The sequence below is a fragment of the Pseudoalteromonas lipolytica genome (genome assembly GCF_003515105.1).
In the GTDB taxonomy this organism is placed as follows: domain Bacteria; phylum Pseudomonadota; class Gammaproteobacteria; order Enterobacterales; family Alteromonadaceae; genus Pseudoalteromonas; species Pseudoalteromonas lipolytica.
Map to the genome: position 1 here is coordinate 3,571,761 of NZ_CP032090.1, position 21,547 is coordinate 3,593,307.

17 protein-coding genes and 1 riboswitch are annotated in these 21,547 nt (G+C 41.6%); of the genes, 5 read left to right on the plus strand and 12 right to left on the minus strand.

What is annotated here, in order from left to right; genetic code table 11:
* Positions 1-139: 139 nt before the first annotated feature.
* The gene (gene ylqF, locus D0907_RS16045; RefSeq protein WP_065979469.1) at positions 140-1,084 is read right to left on the minus strand and encodes a ribosome biogenesis GTPase YlqF; all 945 of its coding nucleotides are present in this window, start codon (positions 1,082-1,084) and stop codon (positions 140-142) included.
* A gap of 91 nt (positions 1,085-1,175) precedes the next feature.
* On the opposite strand from ylqF, the gene D0907_RS16050 reads away from it, so the two are divergent.
* Positions 1,176-1,712, plus strand: coding sequence for a YaeQ family protein (locus tag D0907_RS16050; protein ID WP_036973580.1), 537 nt, complete (start codon positions 1,176-1,178; stop codon positions 1,710-1,712).
* Between the two features lie 8 nt (positions 1,713-1,720).
* Positions 1,721-2,323, plus strand: coding sequence for a PGAP1-like alpha/beta domain-containing protein (locus D0907_RS16055; RefSeq protein ID WP_065979470.1), 603 nt, complete (start codon positions 1,721-1,723; stop codon positions 2,321-2,323).
* Positions 2,324-2,330: 7 nt separating this feature from the next.
* Here the strand turns inward: D0907_RS16055 and D0907_RS16060 are convergent, their stop codons facing one another.
* On the minus strand, positions 2,331-2,540 hold the full coding sequence (locus D0907_RS16060; RefSeq protein ID WP_036973582.1) for a hypothetical protein: 210 nt from the start codon (positions 2,538-2,540) through the stop codon (positions 2,331-2,333).
* Positions 2,541-2,907: 367 nt separating this feature from the next.
* Between D0907_RS16060 and D0907_RS16065 the strand changes: the two genes are divergently transcribed.
* A complete protein-coding gene (locus D0907_RS16065) occupies positions 2,908-3,381 on the plus strand; it encodes a Dps family protein (RefSeq protein ID WP_065979471.1) in 474 nt (157 codons plus the stop codon).
* Positions 3,382-3,425: 44 nt separating this feature from the next.
* Here the strand turns inward: D0907_RS16065 and D0907_RS16070 are convergent, their stop codons facing one another.
* The 5 genes from D0907_RS16070 to D0907_RS16090 all read right to left on the minus strand — a co-directional run bounded on the left by D0907_RS16070 (position 3,426) and on the right by D0907_RS16090 (position 11,331).
* A complete protein-coding gene (locus D0907_RS16070; RefSeq protein ID WP_036973584.1) occupies positions 3,426-3,827 on the minus strand; it encodes a hypothetical protein in 402 nt (133 codons plus the stop codon).
* Between the two features lie 54 nt (positions 3,828-3,881).
* A complete protein-coding gene (locus tag D0907_RS16075) occupies positions 3,882-5,960 on the minus strand; it encodes a S9 family peptidase (RefSeq protein WP_036973585.1) in 2,079 nt (692 codons plus the stop codon).
* A gap of 140 nt (positions 5,961-6,100) precedes the next feature.
* Complete coding sequence (locus D0907_RS16080; protein WP_065979472.1) at positions 6,101-6,670, minus strand: chitin-binding protein; 570 nt, start codon at positions 6,668-6,670, stop codon at positions 6,101-6,103.
* A 114-nt stretch (positions 6,671-6,784) separates the two neighbouring features.
* A riboswitch (cyclic di-GMP riboswitch) is annotated at positions 6,785-6,875 on the minus strand.
* Between the two features lie 133 nt (positions 6,876-7,008).
* On the minus strand, positions 7,009-10,146 hold the full coding sequence (locus D0907_RS16085) for an efflux RND transporter permease subunit (RefSeq protein WP_036973587.1): 3,138 nt from the start codon (positions 10,144-10,146) through the stop codon (positions 7,009-7,011).
* Between the two features lie 9 nt (positions 10,147-10,155).
* Positions 10,156-11,331: an efflux RND transporter periplasmic adaptor subunit gene (locus tag D0907_RS16090; protein ID WP_118844750.1), complete on the minus strand. Its 1,176-nt coding sequence runs from the start codon at positions 11,329-11,331 to the stop codon at positions 10,156-10,158.
* Positions 11,332-11,595: 264 nt separating this feature from the next.
* On the opposite strand from D0907_RS16090, the gene D0907_RS16095 reads away from it, so the two are divergent.
* Positions 11,596-14,106, plus strand: a complete 2,511-nt coding sequence (locus tag D0907_RS16095) for a zinc-dependent metalloprotease (RefSeq protein WP_118844751.1) — start codon at positions 11,596-11,598, stop codon at positions 14,104-14,106.
* A 55-nt stretch (positions 14,107-14,161) separates the two neighbouring features.
* Here the strand turns inward: D0907_RS16095 and D0907_RS16100 are convergent, their stop codons facing one another.
* Entirely contained in the window at positions 14,162-14,776 is a 615-nt protein-coding gene (locus tag D0907_RS16100) for a hypothetical protein (protein ID WP_118844752.1), read from the minus strand.
* A 267-nt stretch (positions 14,777-15,043) separates the two neighbouring features.
* Between D0907_RS16100 and D0907_RS16105 the strand changes: the two genes are divergently transcribed.
* Positions 15,044-16,186, plus strand: coding sequence for a tetratricopeptide repeat protein (locus D0907_RS16105; protein ID WP_231387293.1), 1,143 nt, complete (start codon positions 15,044-15,046; stop codon positions 16,184-16,186).
* A gap of 3 nt (positions 16,187-16,189) precedes the next feature.
* Here D0907_RS16105 and D0907_RS16110 read toward each other — a convergent pair whose 3' ends face one another.
* From D0907_RS16110 to D0907_RS16125, 4 genes are all read right to left on the minus strand, one after another.
* Positions 16,190-19,012, minus strand: a complete 2,823-nt coding sequence (locus D0907_RS16110) for a TolB family protein (protein WP_075594249.1) — start codon at positions 19,010-19,012, stop codon at positions 16,190-16,192.
* A 97-nt stretch (positions 19,013-19,109) separates the two neighbouring features.
* Entirely contained in the window at positions 19,110-19,352 is a 243-nt protein-coding gene (locus D0907_RS16115; protein WP_036973594.1) for a hypothetical protein, read from the minus strand.
* Between the two features lie 79 nt (positions 19,353-19,431).
* Positions 19,432-20,967 (minus strand): PH domain-containing protein, encoded by a 1,536-nt coding sequence (locus D0907_RS16120; RefSeq protein ID WP_118844754.1) that lies wholly within the window; start codon positions 20,965-20,967, stop codon positions 19,432-19,434.
* A complete protein-coding gene (locus tag D0907_RS16125; protein ID WP_065979478.1) occupies positions 20,960-21,493 on the minus strand; it encodes a PH domain-containing protein in 534 nt (177 codons plus the stop codon). Before D0907_RS16125 ends, D0907_RS16120 begins: the two co-directional genes overlap by 8 nt.
* Positions 21,494-21,547 lie beyond the last annotated feature (54 nt).

Below are 21,547 nucleotides of genomic sequence, written 5' to 3' on the forward strand. Positions count from 1 at the left end.
TAACCGCAGCGCCCCTTGATGTTGGCAACAGGCGATCGCCCTACTTATTTTACTTGCTACATTGCTCATATCGGTGACGGTAGATATGAAACTAAAAAAGCCCTTACGGGCTTTTTTTATGTCTGCAAATAAAGTGTGATTAACGGCGGTTTTTACGAGCACGCGCTCGGCGCTGTTTTTTCTCTTCTTCTTTTGCTGCTTTTTTAGCTTCTGCCGCAGCGCGAAGCTCTGCCACCATGCGCTCTTCTTCTTCACGCATTGCGGGGGTTTCCATGGTAATTCGACCAATAATGCCATCACGTAATTCATTTATCAGAATTTCTGACATTTTATAGGTATCAATTTGATTACCACCACGGATACAGCCACGCTTTTTACCGGCCATTTCAACAAATTCCCAGTCAGACTCAGGTAATTCGTCAATCTTATAACGGCTTTTTAAAAGCTCAGGGTATGCGTGCAATAAATACTCCGCCGTGTAGCTTGCCACTTCCTCATAATCAATCGCGGTATCACGAATCGCACCTGTTGCACCTAAACGATAACCTGAGTTTTCGTTTTCTACTTTTGGCCACAACATGCCTGGCGTGTCGTACAACATAATGCCATCATCAAGTTTAATGCGTTGCTGGGCTTTGGTTACAGCAGGCTCATTACCCGTTTTTGCAACAATTCGGCCAGCTAAGGTATTGATTAACGTTGATTTACCTACGTTTGGAATACCCATTATCATAGCTTTTATTTGCTTATCTGCACCCACTTTATGCGGCACTAACTTTTTACAAAGCTCATTAATACGATGCACTTCACCCGCTTTATCATTCCCAAAATCAATTGCTTTAACACCGCTTTGTTGTTCAAAGTAGTCTTTCCACGCTTGCGTGAGTTTAGGATCAGCAAGGTCAGCTTTATTCATGATTTTTATAACGGGTTTATCACCGCGAAGCGCTGTAACCATCGGGTTTTCACTACTATAAGGAATACGGGCATCAAGCACCTCAATGATCACATCCATTTGTGGCATGATTTCTTTAATTTCGTTACGGGCTTTGTTCATGTGACCCGGGAACCACTGGATTGCCATGTTTTACTCCTACAAGATAATTTCACGGTATTTTAACTGGCTCAGCAGTTAATTGCGCTATAATGACGCAAATTTTTTCAAGTAAGCAGTTATGGCTCTTAAATCAACCATTATAAAAGCACACATATCGCTGAGCGATATGGACCGACACCTGTATCAAGATTTCAATCTAACCCTTGCTCAGCACCCATCAGAGACCGAGCAGCGACTGATGATCCGCTTGCTGGCATTTGCACTTAATGCCCGTGAAGGGTTGGAGTTTACCAAAGGCTTGTGTGCTGATGATGAACCTGAGCTTTGGCACATAAACTACAGCGAAGAAATTGAGTTATGGATTGAGCTTGGTCTACCTGATGAAAAGCGTTTGAAAAAAGCCTGTAACAAAGCTAAACAGGTTATTTTGTATACTTACGGCGAAAATAACCAAACTATTTGGTGGCAAAAGCATCAACCTAAGTTGTATGATTTTAAAAACTTAAGTATTTTTAGCCTCGATTATGCTGCGACTCAAGCATTAGCCGCACTGGCTGACCGTAATATTAAGCTTACGATTACGATTCAAGACGGTGAGGTATGGGTTAGCTCAGACACAGCAAATATCGAAATTAAACCTCAGCAACTCATGTAAGGAATGCGATGGCAATTAGGCAGGTTGTAGTATTACACGGACTTTATATGTCGGGCTTTGTAATGCGCCCTCTGTGCGCACGTCTTGAAAAATCAGGGCTTAATATACTCAATTTGACCTACAATACGCTGTCGCCAAATAGAACGGCTATTTTTGACAAGATTGACCGCTTTATTAATGGCAAACCCACAGCAATGGTGTGTCATTCAATGGGCGGTTTAGTCGCCCGAGCCTACCTTGAAGCAAACTCTCTACAAAGCAAACATGTTGAAAAAGTCATTACCTTAGGCACGCCTCATAAAGGCAGCCATATTGCTAAGCAAATGCAGCAAAAAGGCTTCGATATGTTACTTAAAAATAGTGTCGAGTTTTTGTTGTCTGAAAATGGCGACTGGCCGTTTAATGCCAAGCTTTATAGTATTGCAGGCGACTTACCCATTGGATTAATGCCGCTCATTGCTAAAGGCAGTGCTTCCGATGGCACAGTGCTTATAGATGAAACCAAACTCAATGGCATGGCAGAGCACAAGGTGTTTCATTTAAGTCACACCAGTATGATCTACTCACGCCAAGTCATGGATTACATTATTAAGCTTATCAATCAACGTTAGCTGTATTTTATTTCTCAGCACTTGCGGCAACTTTGTAAGAAATTAATACAATAATCCCCAGAATCAGCGGCACCGGCGCAGCGATATAACCAAAGGTGTCAAAATTAGCAAAGCTTGCCCCTGCAAGATGACCAACTAAACCGATTACAAACGCAAGTAATGCAATAACAACAACCACTATTTCTGCTTTGTTTTCTTTTACTGTTTTACCGTCCATTTTTGTTCTCCTAGCTAAATGCGGTAAAGGTATTATGCGCTTCTGCTGCGTTGATTTTTTGACCTAAATCAAGTTCTAAATCGGCGTGTATATTAGCTAAAGCAAAACTTGTTTTAGATCATATTTTGACCTTCATTAAAAAATAATCACTTTTTATGGTGGTTTTTTGCGTCATTTGCCCCAAGTTTATAAAAGAGTACTTCGAGGTTATGCTGATAGTGGACGACTGATTCAAAATGCGCATTGATAGCTAAAACCTATCACCCTGTTCGAATTAAACCATTTTACAGATTAATAAAAATGGCCAATACTTGATATCACGCACTAGCAAGTAACCTATTCACGATTATTTTTAAGGAGCTAATCTATGTCACAGGTAAATGCAATTGGTTTAAACAGCGCAAAAAGTGAAGATATCGTAAAATCTCTCAATACTTTATTAAGCTGCTACCAAATTCAATATATGAATGCACGTGGCTTTCATTGGAATATTAAAGGTCGTAACTTTTTTGAATTACACCTTAAATTTGAAGAAATTTATAACCTACTTCTTGAAAAAGTAGATGAAATTGCAGAGCGTATTTTGACACTTGGTGGCGCACCTGTTCATGCGTTTTCAGAATACCTCGAAGCAAGTAAGATTAATGAAGCGAAGAACATTACTGAAGGCACCGCAGCCGTTGAAAACCTATTAGCAGGTTACAGCACACTTATTCAAATGCAGCGCGAAATTTTAACAGAAGCTGGCGATGCTGATGACGAAGGGACTGCATCACTAATGAGTGATTACATTAAAGAACAAGAAAAACTTGTTTGGATGTTAAAAGCTTACTTAGGCTAGGCCCTTACTCTACATCACTTGAAAAGCCCTCTATGAGGGCTTTTTTATTTTAACCACTTTCTCAGATGACTGTATTCTGGCCTGTCTTCAAAAAAGCTATCAGCATTGTGATGAAAGTTAATATCCATATCGACACCCGACCATATTGTCTCGAGTAAATTGCGCGCAATTATATTTGCTTTGATATAGTCAACGCGTTTGTAACCACGTGCTTTTATAGCTTGAAAATACGCCTTCGCGGTTTCAATACTATCTGCCGTTGCTAATTCAAATTGCGCTAAATTAACAACAGCATACTGAATTGAGTGCTCAGGGTATTTCATTATTTCTTGAGCAACTTCAACACTAAACGAAGCAACAGCTTCTTTATTAAAACTGCCACTTATTTCCACATAAATCACTGGCGGTTCAATAAAGTAACACCAATCACCGTGGGCTTTAAACATGCTCACCCCTTAAAATACAACTTAAGTTTTGCACTTATAGGTGTTATCTAAGCTTTAATTCGATAATAAAGCAATAAAAAATGCGATTTCGAGTGCCTTTTCTTCAAGGCTTTTAAAACGACCCGACGCACCACCATGACCTGCATCCATATCTGTTTTAAAGACAAGAATGTTGTCATCTGTTTTCATCTCGCGAAGTTTAGCCACCCATTTCATGGGCTCCCAATACTGTACTTGTGAATCATGAAAGCCCGTCGTCACTAAAATATTAGGGTACGCTTGCGCCTTAATATTGTCATACGGAGAATAGGCCTGAATCACATCATAATACGCGGGGTCGTTCGGGTTTCCCCACTCATCATACTCGTTAGTCGTAAGCGGAATGCTTTCATCTAACATGGTCGTCAAAACATCTAAAAATGGCACATGACAGCCAATGCCTAAATAAAGCTCGGGTGCTTGGTTAACGACGGCGCCCATTAATAGACCTCCAGCACTGCCACCCGACGCACAGACTTTTGCAGGGTGTGCGTACCCTTGCTTGGTTAACGCTCGCGTAATATCGATAAAGTCATTAAAGCTATTTTGCTTATGCTGTTTTTTGCCTTGTTCGTACCAACTACGCCCCAGCATTTCACCACCGCGAATATGAGCAATCGCATACACGAAGCCACGATCGAGTAAGCTCAATGAGCTACTAGAAAAGCTCGGATCGATAGTAATGCCATACGCACCATACCCATATTGCAGCAATGGATTTGTGCCGTCTTTTTTAAACTTATCGATGCGGTAAACCAGTGATACAGGTACCTGTTCGCCATCTCTTGCCGTCACCATGATACGTTCTGAACGGTACTTTTCTGGTTTAAACTCACCCAACACTTGTTGTTGTTTTAATAAGGTTTTTTGCCCTGTATTTAAATCAACATCATACAGTGATCCCGGTGTCGTCAGACTCGAATAATAAATACGCGCAGAGCGTACGTTGGGTTCTGGATTCATTGCAATTGCAGCGTAATAACAGGGATCATCAAACTCTAAAGTGAGTCGCTCACCGTGCTTATTCACCACAACAAATCGTGTTTGTCCTAGCTCTCGCTCAGTTAAAATTAAATAATCATCAAATATCTCTACACCTTCTAGTAACACATTGTCGCGGTGTGGAGTGTGTTCTTGCCAAAGTGATTTATCTGCGATTGTACTTAACGTAGCCGTCATTAAACGAAAGTTTTTTGCCTGCCAGTTAGTCACGATATAAAACGTATCACCTAGCTTATCTACATCAAACTCATGGCCTTCTTCACGTGGTGTTAACGCACTAAATTCACCACATGGATTGTTGGCATCAAGCACCCATGTATCACTGGTTTCTGTGGTCGCAAGATCAATGATAATAAGGCTTTCATCACGGCTTTTGCCAAGTCCCATAAAAAAGCTTTTATCTTGCTCTTCATACACCAATACATCGTCGGCCTGAGGCGTGCCTAACACATGGCGAAAAACCTGAAAACCAAGCAAGGTTTGCAGATCTTTTTTCACGTAAAATACGGTGTTACTGTCGTTTGCCCACACGACTTGCCCTTCGGTGTTTTCGAGTACATCAGTAAACATGTCACCTGTGGCAAGGTGTTTAAATCGTACCGTATAAACACGTCGGCCTTCAGTATCCTCTGAGTAAGCAAGCAACTGCTCATTTGGACTAATGGCCACTTCGCCCAGCTCGTAAAACTCAAACTCACCGGCTAATTGGTTTACGTCTAATAGTAACTGCTTATCATGGGCGTCAATTGAGCTACTGCGGTAGTGGCGGGCATATTCATCATCGCCACGTACTTCTGAATGATACCAATACGTTCCATCTTTTACGGGTACGGTATTATCGTCTTTTACAATACGCCCTTTTAGCTCATCAAATAGCTGCTCACGAAGTGGCTTTATACCTGCAAGCTGCTTTTCACAATAATCATTCTCGGCATGCAAATGAGTTAATACTTCGGTATTTTGTCGTTCATCATCGCGCATCCAATAGTAATTATCGATGCGAGTAAACTGATGAGTGCTTAAGGAATGAGGCTGTTTTTTAGCAACCGGCGGATGCGCTAATAATGACAATGAATACGAACTTGATGACACAAAGAAACCACAATTAAAAAACGAATTAAACCGAGTTTACCATAGAAGCTTGGCCAATTCGCTTAACAAATGGGTATAAAAAAGCCCACTCAAATTGAGTGGGCTAAGCAATGCTAAAATAGCATTTAGGGGGAAAACGGTTAATGCGATATCTGCTGCCATGCCATGGCCCAACTTTTGCCAACTCCCGGTTCAAACAACGGGTTATGTGAATCTTTAACACGACAAAATTCACTAAATGGCCAAGGCTTACACCTATAAATGTGGCCTGTTTTAGGCTGTAGCACTTTTACACCAGCACTGTAATCACTGCATGCCTGTGGGTAAACATAATCATAATCTTGTGGATTATCGACCGCGCGTTCTTTACATTTCGCGATGCAGTTAAACGCCACTTTTGCATGTGTTATGCCCGAACCTTCAAGGGCATAAATTTGGTTTGAGCGGTATGCAACCACCAAACCTTGTTCGGTCATTTTTCCGGCCTCAACCAGTGGAATGTGCACGTTTATATGCTCGGCAACTAAACGTGGCCAATTATGAGGCTCACCTTCATCCGTACTGGTGATCCGGTAATTGAATGATAAATCGACTAGCTCTCCTTGCATGTCATAAAAGGTTACGACCACCGTGTCCCCAACAAAAAGCTGAGTATGATGGTTCAAGCAACCAATCGGTAACCACTTTCCAGAGGCCAATGACGAATGCATAAACAAAGTAACACCCTAAGAACAACTAATAGGTACTATCCAACAATAACCGAACAAAATAAATACATTTTTTAGTTTGAGGCAAAAGATCCAAAGCCCGAAGAATATGCGCTTATCGGCGGCCCCGCTATCATAGTTTTGTTAACAAAACCTTAGACCGGAAACTTTGCGTCCTAACTTTTCAGTTAGTTTGCCAAAAACTGAGTTGAGTATAATCGCGACCGGAAAACAAATCAAACAAAAGAATGTAACCAAAACATACATATAACTATTAAGTACTAGCAAATGCAGATACAAAAAAGCCAACCCGGAGGTTGGCTTTTAAACATTATCTTAACTTAATCTCTTACTGGCTTAGCGCTTGGAAATAACTCACGCACCGAGCGAAAGAAACGTAAGAATACGTGCCCAACGTCACTCATCACAATGTATAAGCAAGGGACAAGCACTAAGGTAATCAACGTTGCAAACATCACAGCAAAACCCAGTGCGACCGCCATCGGAATAACAAACTTCGCTTGTAGGCTTGTTTCAAACATGATCGGCAACACACCGGCAAACGTTGTAATAGAGGTTAGGGTTATAGCCCTAAAACGTGCACACCCCGCCTCGATAACGGCTTGACGAGTTGAAATGCCTTCTCGTCTCGCTTGGTTTACAAAGTCTGTCATTACTAAGGAGTCATTAATAACCACCCCAGCAGCTGCAATTAAACCAAAGCCCGACATTAAACTAATGTCTAGGCCAAACCAAAAATGACCCCATATAGCGCCTGTTAAGCTAAATGGAATAACTGACATCACAATCAACGGCTGTGAATAGCTCTTAAGTGGGACTGCAAGCAAAATATACACAAGTATCATACCGCCAATGAAGAACATTAATTGCTCGTTTGCTTGCGCTTGTTGCTCTTCAATTGAGCCTCCTAACTCAGTTTTCACTGATGGGTACTCTTCTTTTAATTGTGGTAATAAAGTGTCTTCAACTTGTTTAACAACGGCACCCGGCTCAATGGCTTCTTCATCAATACTGCCGTAAATATAAACCGTACGATAACCGCCTTCGCGGCGAATATAGCTGATGCCCGGTTTTTCGGTTAGTTCAACCACGTCACCTAGCATAACTTCTTTACCCGCAGGGGTTGTGATTACAGCATGCTTTAAAGAGGCAAACGCTTCACGTGTGAGTTTAGGGTAACGCACCATTACACGCACCTCTTCACCACGACGAATAACACGTTGTGCTTCACCACCATAGAAGCTTGCGCCGACTTGATTAGCAATATTTGCTAAGTCTAACCCTAAGTCATACGCCACAGGTTTTAAGCTGAGCTGTACTTCTTTACTGGCTGGGTCGATAGTCGAGCTAATATCAAACAGCCCTTTTTGCTGTTGTAATAACTGAATAAAGCGACGCCCTGCATCATTTAAGGTATCAATGTCTGGGCCATAAAGTAGATAACCAAACTCGCCATCACTGCCACCGCCATTCACGTCATCGTAAATTTGTAAAGACTTAACCCCCGCAATGCTTGGCATTTGTTCACGCCAGCGGCGTGATAGCTCAAAGGCATTATATGGACGAAGGTCTTCATCAACCAACGGCGCTAAAATTTGTGCTTCAGTTCGGCCTTGATTAAATACCAAAATATCGCGGATCAGTTTTTGGCCAAACTCACGCTCAGTTTCCTGATCAACTCTTAACACCATGGCTTCAATTTCACGAACCGCATCAATTGTTTGAATGTCCGACGCATTTTCGTTCATCTCTAAACGAATTTGTGGGAAATCATGAGGTACCTTAGGTGTTGGCACTACGCGCACTTGATTAGAAGAAATCAAGCCAAAGGTTAAAATTAATAGGCCAATGAATGAAAACAACACAAACCAGCGCCACTCTACACAACGTACGATAAATGCTTTATATGGGCCGTTTACAAATTTGAAAAAACGCTTATTAAAACGGGCACGCCAGCTATTTGGGTTAATAGGTGGAAACTTCGTGTGCGCAATGTGAGCCGGTAGAATCAGTTTAGATTCAATTAAGCTGAATATTAAACACAGTATAACCACCACTGCGATACCAAAGAAAAACGCACTTTCGGGGCCACTTGATAATGTAAACGGTGCAAACACCGCGATGGTCGTTAATACGCCAAAGGTTGCTGGTGTTGCAACTCGCTTAGCACCATTCACCACATTAACAACGCCTCCCCCTTTTTTCTCAATTTCAGTGTAGGCGCTTTCTCCTATGACAATGGCATCGTCGACCACGATCCCCAGTACCATAATGAAGGCAAATAACGACACAATATTAATACTGATCCCAAAGAGCGGCATCATCATCATCGCCCCTAAGAAACACACGGGTAAACCAATCATTACCCACAGTGCTAACTTAAAGCGTAAGAAAATCGACAACATAATGGCAACCAAAATCGCCCCTTGGATCAGGTTGGTTTTCATCATGTCTAAACGCGCATTAAGATAGTAGGTCATATCCATGAGCGGTTCTAGGCGCAAACCAACTGGCAGCTCTTTATTTTTCTTTTCTATAAAGGCTTTAACAGAGTCTGCAACGGGGATCATGTTCTGCTCTTTCGTTGCTTTTACCGATAAATAAACCGCATTCTCGCCATTAAATTTAAAGTAGCGTTCACCTTCGATAAATTGATCTTTAATTACGGCAATATCTTGCAACAGGACTTTCGCACCATTTTCACCAATTTTAACGGGAATTTGGCGGAATTCGTCACCGCTGTAATATTGATTTTCAACACGCACAGAAATAATACCTGCATCTGTGCGTAATTGACCCGCCGAAATGTTAGCCGAGTAACGACGCACCGCATTAGCAACATCGCTTAATGTCAGGTTGTATTGACGCAACGAATCAGGGTCTATTTCAATCGCAATCTCATCAAGTGGCACATCGTTTTGTACCAAGGACACATTCGATAATTGCAGTAGCTCATCTTCAATTTGATTAGCAACCGGTTTTAACTCAGTTAGCGGAATATCACCGACCAAGGTCATACCAATGACGTCTTGACGAAACTCGACCTGACTAATGGTAACTGGCTCCATACCTGCAGGAAATGTTGCAATACCGTCAACACGCAGCTTTACTTTATCAAGTACATCCGTGAGTTCTGCATCGGTATTAATCTCTAAACTTGCTCGTCCATTGTTGCGAAACGCACGATACACACCTCGTTTGATTTCGGTGATGTCTTTTAACGATTCTTCTATCTTGATCAGAATACTTTCTTCAATTTCTTGCGGTGATGCACCCGGATAATTGGCTTGTATCTCAATGTAGTTAATTTCGACATTCGGGAACATCTGACGCTGAATCGTAAAATAACTAATAATCCCCATAATAACGATAAAGACCATCATGAGGTTCGCAGCAACTGAGTTATTGGCAAAGTAGGCAATAATGCCAGACTGTTTTTCTGTGTTTTCGTCTGTCATAGCGCCACCTTAAAGCTTTTCAACCGCTGCAGTATTCTCTGCATCGCTCGTCATTTCTTTCATGCCTGCAATTTTCACTTCCATACCCGCTTGCGGGTATTCCGGTAATGTAAGCACCAATTGATCATTAACTTGTAAGCCGTCACTGATATAGAAAAACTCACCTTCTTCACGCACTACCGTGACTTTACGAGGCTCAAGTTTTTGCTCGTCATTTACAACCCAAACCGTTTGATTATTAACAAGTGATTGCGGTAAACGGTAAATATTTTGCAGTGTTTCACCCGCGAAGCTAACTTGCACATAAGCACCAAACTTAATCGGCTGTACGTCATGCTTGAGACCATATGGATCGTTCACTCGTATCACCAAATTACTCATACGCGTCGCATTATCAACAACCCCTAGATCGCGGTCTATCACCGCTTCACGTGTAAAGCTGTTTAAACCTTTATTAATAATCGTCGCCTTAACACCTTTAAGGCGTTTCGGTAAAAACACACTATCAAAACCAGCAATAGGAACAATGATTTCGGCACTTTCAATGTTATTAAGTTCAGCAACTTGGCTTCCCACGTTAATGTATTGACCTACACCAATCTCACGGTTAATGACCAATGCATCGTAAGGTGCTCTCACTTCACAGCGAGCAAGGTCACGCTCAGCGCGTTTCAATGCAGCTTGTGCTGATTTTACAGCCGCTTGGGCACTTAATACTTGCGGTTTACGAAGGAATAAGTCTGTGCGTTCACGCTCTGGGTAACGTTTTGCTTCATCCTGTGCAACCTTTGCTTGTGCTTGCTCTTCAATCAATGCCGCTTGCGCACTTGCAAGCGAAGCCTCTGCTTGTAATACAGCAGCTTCGTAGTTATCTTTTTCAATAGTAAATAACACTTCACCACGCGCGACGATTCCGCCCGCAACAAAATTTAGATGCCAGCTGGTCACTTCACCTGCAACTTGCGATGCAATCAGGGTACTTTCAAGTGGTTTCACTTCACCGTAACTGTTAATAATCACTTGGTGATCATCACTAGAAACAGCTTCAACTTTCACGAGAGGACGCACATCAACTTCATCCTTATCTTGTGGCTCTTGGGCAATCGCATTGATCCCCATAAAACCAGCAATACCAATGAATAAAGCGATAATAGGTAACGTCCATTTTAATAAATTCGTGCGCATAACTTACACCTTTAATATTTTAACTGGTCCTATCATACCAAAGCTGACAGAAACATTAATGTGACATTTGTAAGTAACTGTTACAAACAGACATAGAATGACACCGTTCAGATTAAAGTGACGTATAAAACAATTTGTTACAAAGAAAACCATTTTAATTTCAGCTGGTTAAAAACACAATTTCACATTTGTTAACATATAACCTTTTATCAAGACATTATTTCATTAAACTGCTCTATGACATAGTTTAAGGACATTCTAACAGTGAAAATAACAAATATTGCGCTAGCGTTAAGCCTAGCATTGACAGTCAATGGCCACGCCATTGCAGCAAAAAAAGAAGAAAAAAAGCCAGAAACACTGGCTGAGATGATCAAAGATAAAACCGAATTTGTCGGTATTTTTACACTTTACCAAGATGCCAAAACGGGTAAAAACTTAATGGTCATCAATGAGTCACAGCTTAATACCCCGTTTGTGTATTTTGCGCATACCGTTGATGGCGTGACAGATGCAGGCCACTTTCGAGGCTCATACCGAGAGACCAAACTCATAGAGTTTAGAAAGCATTTTGATCGTATTGATATTGTAAGCAAAACACCACGCTATAAGTTTGACGAGAACTCAGCGCTTGCCCGCTCTGCAGATGCCAATATCAGTGAAGCCGTTCTCGCAAGTATCAAAATAGACAAAGAAGAAGACGGCAAAATAGCCTTTGACGTTGATAAGCTATTTTTAAGCGAAGCACTGCATAAAGTGTCTCCATGGGTTAACCCTGACGATAAAAACGCTAAAAAACGCTTCAAGCTAGGTAAACTAGATGACAAAAAATCGCGTATTGTTAACCAGCGCCCTTACGCAAATAACCTAGATGTTATTGTTGATTATGTATTCAGCAACGCCAACCCAAGTGTGCGTGGCTCTGCCGCTATAAGCGACCCTCGTAACGTATCAATAAAAGTACAGCACTCATTTGTTGCTTTACCTAAAAATGACTACCAACCTCGTCAAGATGATGCGCGAATTGGTTATTTTACTAACCAGTTCGATAATATGACCTCTGCCGACTGGGCCCCTTATGAAGACGTGATCAAACGCTGGGATTTACAAAAGAAAGATCCATCCGCAGCCTTATCTGAACCTGTAAAACCAATTACGTGGTGGATTGAAAATACCACACCGGTTGAGTGGCGCGATACCATCCGCGATGCGGTACTGGCATGGAACACCTCGTTTGAAAAAGCAGGTTTCAAAAATGCGATTGAAGTAAAAATACAACCAGACGATGCAGACTGGGATGCAGGCGACATAAATTACAACGTATTACGTTGGACCGCATCTCCACGTCCACCATTTGGTGGCTATGGTCCTGCACTTGCTAATCCATTAACGGGTGAGATCTTAGGCTCAGACATCATGCTTGAGTATGTCTTCATGAAAAACCGTTGGATGTACGACACCCTATATACACAGGGTGCGGCGACACTCACTGAACATATGAGTGACTCAGAACTACACTGCTCTTTGGGCCACAGTATTCAAGAAAACATGTTACTTGCAAAAGGCCTAGGTACTGGTGCAAACATCGAAGACAAAGAAATTTTACGCCAAGGTTTAACACAACTTGTCTTGCATGAGGTCGGTCATACCTTAGGCTTAAACCACAATATGAAATCTTCTATTTTGTGGAACGAAAAAGACGTACACGACAAGCGTAAAACGCAAGGGATTGTTACAGGCTCTGTTATGGACTATGCGCCGGCAAATATCGCTCCAATTGGCATGCAACAAGGCGACATTTTCCAAACGAAGCCAGGTCCTTATGACGACTGGGCTATTGAATATGGTTACAGTCAAGCTTTGGCAGACGCCGATGCCGAGCAACAACGTTTAGAAAAAATTCTTGCTCGCTCATCTGAGCATGCGCTTGCATTTGGTAACGACGCTGATGATATGCGAGCGCCAGGACGTCACATTGATCCACGTATCATGATTGGTGATATGTCATCAAACCCAGCGGCCTACGCCGCAGACCGTATGGCCTTAATCAATAAACTATTTACTGAACTAAAAGACAAAGCCACGGTTGAAGGTGAGTCATATCAGCAACTAGTTACTTCTGCCAACATCCTATTTGGTAGTTACAGAACACAGGCTGGCGTAGTATCTCGTCAAATTGGTGGGGTGTATGTTGAGCGCAACGTCGTGGGTGATGATAAAAATGGCGCACCATTTACGCCAGTGCCATTAGAGCGCCAGCAACAGGCTATGCAAATTCTGGCCAAAAATGTGTTTGCACCTGATGTGTTAGTCAGCATGCAACCGCTATATAACTACTTACAACAGCAACGTCGTGGTTTTAATCATTACGGTAAGAACGAAGATCCAAAACCACATAACATGATTTTAGGCATGCAAAAGCTTGTGCTTGCGCAATTGTTGCACCCTGCAGTCATGCTGCGTATTTCAGACAGCGCAATGTACGGTAATGAGTATTCACTAAGCCAATTCATGGATGACCTAACAGCCAGCATTTTTGTCGATAGTAAAAAAGCGAACTCATTAAGTCATAACTTACAAATTGAGTATGTGAACCAGCTGATTGCGATTGCAGGCTTAGGTAAAGCGAGCAAGCACGACAACCTAGCCAAAGCTGCTGCGCTTTATCAGCTAAACAAAATTGCTGATATCAGTACGCCATGGGGTGCCGACACTGCTGCAAAAGCACATAAGCAATATATCGATCGCTTAATTAGCAAAGCGCTCGAAGCTTAATTAATAAGCACAAAAGGCTGCCAACGGGCAGCCTTTTATTATTTCAACGTTATAATCATGCCATCGCTGGACGTGACTTGTAATATTGAATACAACCAAGTTGGGCGGCATTAGTTAGCAATATCATCACAAAAGTTAGAACATGTGACACACTCGGTGAAGCCATCGCCAGTTCTGCGCCTAAACCACAGGCTCCCGCTACAAACTGTAAACTAAAATAACGTGCACTTAAGTTACTAATATCACCGCTTTTAATTGTTTTGTAGGTTTGCGGCATAACACGGATAGAACTCATCGCTAAGCCAACATATGTCAGCCAATTAAGGACAATGGCAGTATCAAGTGACGGGCTAAGCAATAACAAAAAAGGCGTCACCGACACAATTAATAGCCCAGTTAATTGCAACCGTTGCTGGCGCGCTGCATTGTAACGCACGAAGTAATAAAGAATTAAACCACTTAACACACCCGTCACGATAAACGGTAAGACCATGTAAATGCGCTGAAAGTACACATTGTAGGTAATGAAATATAGACTTTGTGCCACCCCAAAGCTCATCATTAGCAACGACACGCCCGACACACTGCGATTTTTACGAATTTTATTTAATAGCGGATAAAAGCTAAACGCCAAAATAAAGCATGAAATAATCGGCAAATAGTGCGCCAAAACAGACCTCTCTCGTTACAATTTAGTTAATACGTTAGCAGTTTATAAACAGCCCATACACAACAAGTAAATCATTGTTTTTTAAGACATTTAAAAGAGCGCGGCATTCTAATGAGATGCTCATAAAATGCAATGAAGATGAAAAAATAGCCAGCGAGGACTTGGCAAGATTTCCGTACAGTGTGTTTACAGCTTAGAGACAGCATTCATAACTTGAATACAACGAATAACATAGGTACATTGAATAAAAAACAAGCTTAGAGGTAGATGATGAAGCAACTCTTCTGCATCTTACTTATCAGTATGTTACTGCTCGGATGTGCCAGTAAAAGTAACCAACCTGTTATGCCACCTCGTGTTGCAGACCTCCTTAATAGCACACTTTTTCAGCCTGTTACTTTAAAAGACACTGAGCTATTTGCTCTGCCCATCGACGAGCAACAACAATTCCTTGATTACTTTACACAAAGACAAGGTGGCTATCTCAGAGATGATCAAATTCTCTATCACTATTTAGAAAATAAACTCACTAATTTTAACTATTACAGTGAAACACTCACTGCCTCTGAGACAATTCAAAAACAGAAAGGTAATTGTATTAGCCTTGCTATTTTAACTCAGGCGTATGCTCAGTTAGCTGGGCTAAAAACAGGGTTTCAATCAGTGTCGAGTGAACCGGTATACAGCAAAGAAAGTAATATTGTGTATGTATCGGGTCATTTTAGGACCAAAGTCTATGCCCCACTTGATGATGAGGTGACTTACTTAATCACACCGGGAAGTATTATTGATTATTTTCCGAGCCGCGGCAGTTTTTATACCGGCAAAGCCCATTTAAATGATTTAATAAGTCGCTACTACAGTAATTTAGCAGCCGAGGCTTTAGCCGCTAAACAATTTAATTTAAGTTACAGCTATATTCTTAAAGCTGGCGATTACACCCCTTACGATCCTGCACTGTATAATCTTGCAGCGGTATTACACCGTCAAGCTGGTGACTTAGTGGGAGCAAAACATATTTATCAAACCGCATTACAGCACAACATTGAAAACACCAATTTACTTCATAACTACGCTGTGCTGGCCGAACAGCTCGACGACCAAGTACTTCTAACTAAACTCAACTCACAGCTTGCTCTAGCAAAGCAAGATCCGTTCGAATTATTAGCAACGGCAATAAATGCACGCAACAATGGTCAGTATTTTAAAGCCCGAAAGCAGCTCGAAGACGCCATAGCCTTAGCACCTTATTTGTCTGAACCCTATCTAGAGTTGGCTATTATTAACTACCAACAAGGCAATGAGCAATCGAGCAAAGAATGGCTCGAAAAAGCCATTGAGCTTGAAAGGGAAGACGAAAAGCGGGCGCTCTATCACGCCAAACTATTCGCCTTAAATACCAAGCAGTAACCGTTATAAAGAATAGTAAAAACTAAGCCAAGCACGTAAATCGTTTTCAAAGTCGTCGCCTTCAACACGGGCGACGCCCAAGTCAATATTCACATCATTCAGCCCGGCAGGCCCTAGGCCAAAGCTAAACTCGCCTTGCCATTTTAGTCCATAGCTTTGTGCATATACTCGGTTATCTACTTGATGCTGTTGATAGTAAAGCCATGGGAGCGAATCTTTATAACTAACCCCGCCGCCATAACCTTTATAGCGGTTACCAAGCTGGCTAATAAACGGTAATTCGGGTGCCACTACTAAACCACTTTGAGTCTCGTTGTTAATTAAGTTAGAAGCAAAACCACCTAACGCAAGCGTATTATTGTCACGATAATGCTGAGCAAAGTTAACATAAACAGGAATATTAAACGCATGCGCACCAAACTCAGTAGCAAAGTCGTAACCTTGCCAATTATGCGTTTTGCTATCACCTTTCAGTAAAGCTATCTTTGCTGACTGAGAAAACCCCACTGTTTGTCTATCATATTGCCACTTTTGTTTTAGCCCCAGCTTTAACCATTGATCATCGCCGTGAACAAAGTCGCTGTAGTTATAACTCACAGAAGGAATGATACTTAATTGTTGAAACTGCATTGGATAACTTGTTGCCAAGTGTATACCCGTGTTTTCAATTTTTTCAGCATGGTGTCCGTGGTACTGTTTATCTGTATCTAACTGATAATCGAATAACAAAGCTTTAAAGTGTAAATCAAAGGCTGAATATTTGGCAGCGGCAAACGCCCCCTCTAATGCGCTATCTTGTAAATCAATACTGTAGCCTGCTTGCAAATCAAGCTGTTTTAAAAAGTCACTGCTTTTAACACCCAAGGTTAATATTGACGATGATGCGGAGTAATACTGAGAACCCAACGATAAAGTCGGCTTTTGCTGTAATACATCATAGTCAGTTTGTCGACCTGTCGCTTGTTGATAAATAGCCGCTTTAGGGAGTACTTCGCTTGCGGTCACACCACGCGGTGGTGTGGGGTTTACAGCAAGTTCAGTCACTTTTTCGCGCTGAGTTAAGTCTGTAAAGTGCTTAATATTTGGGCCATCCGGTGTGACTGATAAATACAATAACTCACCATTATTCATCGCCATGGGATGAGCGATAACTTCTTGGCCTTGGCTTAGTTGATAAAGTTCATTTTTATCAAAGTCATAGTGGTACAAATCAACTGCTGCATTTTTACCCGCCACAAAATAAAGGCCTTTCCCATCAGCTTGCCAATTAGGTTGCGATACATATTGATACCCTGCAGGCATAGGCACACGATATGATTTTGTCGTGTTTAAATCTTGTATATACAACTGCCAATTCTGATTCAATGTGGTTTTCAAATAGGCCAGCCGCGACTTATCAGGGCTTAATACGGGGTAGTCATAAACAGTTTCAAGGCTTTTTGTAAACAAGGGAGTGACGTCACCATGAGTAAGGTCTACTTTCACTAACGCTGAGAAACCATGCTGATTTTGTTCTGCATAAACAGTTTCGCCATTTTCGCTAATGCTAAAACGACGCAAGCCCGCGTGATGCGTCAATGCTGTGACCTCACCCGTTGTAATATCGTAACGGTATAAATCAGAAATCCCAAGAACAGACCCTTTGCCCACGGTGGTTGTTGCTGTAAAAAACAGCGTATTTTCATCCAGCCATTGTGGATTTTTAATCCCTTGTCTATTTATTTGCTGCAATACATGCTTCTGCTCACGCTTAAATACTGCGGGAGCTTTATCGACAATATCCAGAGGATCATCGTTTAAAAGCGCATTTTGCTGTGTTGCAAATTCTTCTGCAGCCTGTGTATTTTGCTCTGTACTGTAAATAACTAAACGTGTATCACCCTCTTTATTACGCTCAACAATAGCCAGTTTAGAGTTGTCTGGACTAAGTGCTGGATTTGATGCGTAGAGATCAAGCTCCAACCAAAGCTTACTTGTAAGTGGTTGTTCACTTACCTCTTTAGCCATTGCTTTGTATGTATACTCAGCAACAAAGCGGCGATACAACTTGGCTGGAGAATCAGCAAATACACCTGTAAATGCCTCATCGAAATCACGGTCTTTTACTGCCTGCATTCGTGTCCAAACAGCATCAAGCGTTTGTTCTGAATAGTTTTCTTCAAGCCAAGCCAAAAAACGCGAACCGACCAAATACGCCATCGACCCCGCCAAAAAGCCGCCTTTTGTATTGCTTAGTTGCTTATAACCTGGCAATGCACCTTGCTGAGCAAACTCAATTAAAATCGCTTCAGACAAATTGTCAAACACTCGACCACGGCCTGTCATTTTTGATTCTAATAATGTTGCGTAACCCTCTGCGGCCCAGCGTGGCATGTCTTTTTCTGCTAAGTCATACAGATCCCAGCTATTTTTAATTGCTTGACGAAAATCACTGCGAGTCGGCTGAGCTAAATGCACCAAGTGAATATATTCGTGCAAGATCAATAGCTGTTGCCAACCATCGGTATTAGAAATCACCGTATCGGATTGCGGTGGCGTGGTAAAAAGTGCCATCAAGGGTTTATTAGAGACAGGTAGAGCAAAGCCATTTGCGGCATTCAGAGGGTCAAACACGACTACATCAACGACTTCATCCAAAGCACGATGCTGTTGCTTAAGCACTTTATCACGCACAATTTCAAGCTCTGTGGCAGCCGATTGCGCCCACTGTTGGTTTTCAACGCTAAAGTGTACATTAAAATGCTCAGTGTGAATTGTTTGCCATATTTCTTGGCCAGACGCCTCGCCTGCAACAAGCAGCGCAACGCTCAATAGTGCTTTTTTCATCATAATCCTTGATCCCCAGCTTGGGTATATTGATTTTAAATATTCACACTAGTATGCGTTGCTTTTTTGCGCGGGTGTAGTTAAAAAATGTAAGAAATTAATCGATTTTGATAGGTTTTACTAACCCCAAAAGTTGATAAATAATAAAAATAGTTACTGCAAACATCATACTGCTTCTGAGCGCACCAAGGCCTGCGAGCATCATTGCACTGGTTACCAATAACGCGATACAAGTAATTGCGCAACTAATACAAAAGCCTTTACACTCATTTTTAAAGCGCGCGTACCACAGTAAAGCAACTAAGCCTGAAATAGCGATAATTGGAAGTAAATAAATCATCTGAATACCTGCATCCCTCACTTTTGGACAGTATACCCAAAAACGAAACCGAATCAACGGTATTGATAATCATTTTCATTTAAAACCAATTGCGTGGCTCTGATTCTATTTCATAAAGCACAAAATCAATTAACTGTTCTGCATCAACTGATTTTAAATACGGCATTGATACAGAACCCGATGCAAGTTGTATATACAGGCTTTTTAAACCTGATTTTCGCATTAAATATGTACTAATAGTCGTGGCACTTTGTGCTTTATAAATTTCAAACAAACGATACTGAGTCCCTATCATTCCCGTTCTAAACACGGCAAATGAGCGGCCTTCATGTCGATATAGCGCCATGCCTGTTTTTTGATAACGTAAAAATACGGCAGCCATCAATATACTCGCAGGTAATAAACCCCAAAGCATTGATAACGTTTCAACTAGTTGATCAATAACGACAACGCTAATCACACTCGGCAAAAATACATACAGCACAGTGTTTTTATACAGCAGTGCCCGTTCGGGTTTAATAAAATTAAGCTCATTTAAATTAATAAACCACGGAAACAACCAACGGCACACTTGCTGAACATGCGCTGCGGTTAACACGGGCATCACCAGTGTTTGTTTGTTTTTATGCGCCGCAACACCTGGGGCTGTATTACCACTGCTCACTTGTGGACATATCAATGTATAACGCTTTAATAATCGTGCAATGATATTTTGCTTAATTTGTACACTTTGTATTTTCTCTGAGCTTATTGATAACTGCTGGCGCTCAAAGAGCCCCGCTACACGTTTAAACTGATTATCTTGAAAATATAAATGAAAATTAAAAAACCTAATTAAAGCCATAGTAACCGACAACAACACAGCGCACAGCACGATAACAACAATGACGGTCACCACAGCCAATGCTGCCGCACTGCCAACAAAGGCAGCCTGCTCGTTAAACATGGCTTCTAGACGCGCAATCAATGAGGTTTCAAGGTAATCAAAAATGGCATTCATAAAAGGGGCAAGCGCCGCTAACGCTAAAATAGCCATATTCGACATCAAACCAAACTTCGCTATTTCGGCGTTACTAAGCGTGAGTGTGTGTTGTGCTGATGGTTGTGCTGCATGTTCCGCTTTTTCAGGCGTGTCACTTTGCTGCAACTGCGCTTTAAATGCCATCACTTGTTCGCGTACATGCTCGGCATAACTGAGCTTTACACCTGGGATCACGGCTTCTTGAGCGCTACTGCCTGCAGCATCAAAAATACAGTTAACCAAATTTACGGGCTGGAAATAAAAGGGCTCAGCGATATTCACATTTTGCACTCTGGCAAACTTCAGTGTTAAACGCTCTTTCTTGAATACCCCTTTGTTTAACAGGATTTCATTTTCGCTACTGATGCGATAAGAGAAATTTCTATAATATGCAAATGCATAAACAACTAATATGACAATAGCGGTGCTTGCAGCGACTTGCCCCCAAAACCATTTTTGCTCAACCTGAGTCACAAAAATAACTAAAATAGGCAGTAAATTTAGTAAGCCATCTTTAACAAATCGAATAGCAAAATGCACAATAAAATATAAAAGTGCCCACGGCGACACGCGTTGCCAATCATTGTTATTCATCGACTAGCTCATCAACTGTTGCATGATTGTCATAACCATAGCTTTGTACAAACTGCCTAATGTCATTGCATTGTTTATCTGTTAAACCACTGATATGAAGATCCGCACTCATGCCACCAGCACTGTAGAGTCTGAGTGTTGCTAAGCCAAGTTTCCGCTCAATGGGTCCTCGATGTATCTCAGTATGTTGAACTCGAGAAATAGGTAACAGGGTCACTTGTTGCCAAATTAAACCACGCTTATAAGCAATATCATGCTCACGTAATGCAATCCCTTTTACACGAACACTGTAAAAGTTATACAGCATTGAAAGCACAACGAGCACGGGCAGCAGTAGCAACCAAGGTGCAGATACCGCATCAGCAAACGGTTGATTAAAATACCGAACAGCCACAATGACCGTCATGAGTGGAATATAAAAAAGCAGCCAATTAATTTGTACATGCCAAATAGCGTTATCTGCAAGTGGCTGAAATTTAATAGTATGGTGGCGAGGCAGAGTGTCGATTTGTTGATTACTAAACACGATTATTCCTTGTAAAGGCCAGTGTCACTGGCCTTACTTGCTAACGTTGAGCGT